The sequence below is a fragment of the Bacteroides caecigallinarum genome (genome assembly GCF_016902295.1).
Lineage (GTDB): Bacteria > Bacteroidota > Bacteroidia > Bacteroidales > Bacteroidaceae > Phocaeicola > Phocaeicola caecigallinarum_A.
This window is the reverse complement of sequence record NZ_JACJLQ010000154.1, coordinates 1-515: the sequence shown is the minus strand read 5'-3', so window position 1 is coordinate 515 and position 515 is coordinate 1. Positions and strand designations below refer to the sequence as shown.

The 515-nt window shown below is 32.0% G+C and carries 1 protein-coding gene; it reads left to right on the top strand.

What is annotated here, in order from left to right:
• Nucleotides 1–21 precede the first annotated feature (21 nt).
• On the top strand, nt 22–486 hold the full coding sequence (locus H6A27_RS14605; protein WP_041584086.1) for a hypothetical protein: 465 nt from the start codon (nt 22–24) through the stop codon (nt 484–486).
• The last annotated feature ends 29 nt before the right edge of the window (nt 487–515 follow it).

Sequence of the window (515 nt, the reverse complement as noted above, 5' to 3'; positions counted from 1 at the left end):
AACCATTAGATACAATTATATATGAATATACCTACTGCAATAAAGGAAATACTTGTTCATAACCATTGGGATGAATTTAACTTTCAAATGATGTCGGATTGTTACGCTGATAAGTTAAAACAATCCTATTCAAAGTTTGATTATCCTTTGAATGACGGTATTATAAGCAAGATTGCTCTATTCTATAACATGAAATTAGAACTGAACCAATCTAATATTCTTTATTTTGATGTCAAGAAAATAAAGAAATACAGCCCGGAAGCTATGCAGAAAGTGGCTGTGAAGTTAAAGGTCAATAAGGTTATCTATTTAGCAGACATTCATCCCGGTTATTTGACTGTATGGTTAGATGAACGAGAACAAGTGTGGGCTGATTATGATAATCTTGTTTATTATTATGGCAGTGATATATTCAGTGGTGTTCAAAATATTATATCGGGCAATGTCCTTGAAACCATAAATTTAGTATCTAACAACGAAAGATAGCATCTGACGATGCTCCTTTCTAACCATTA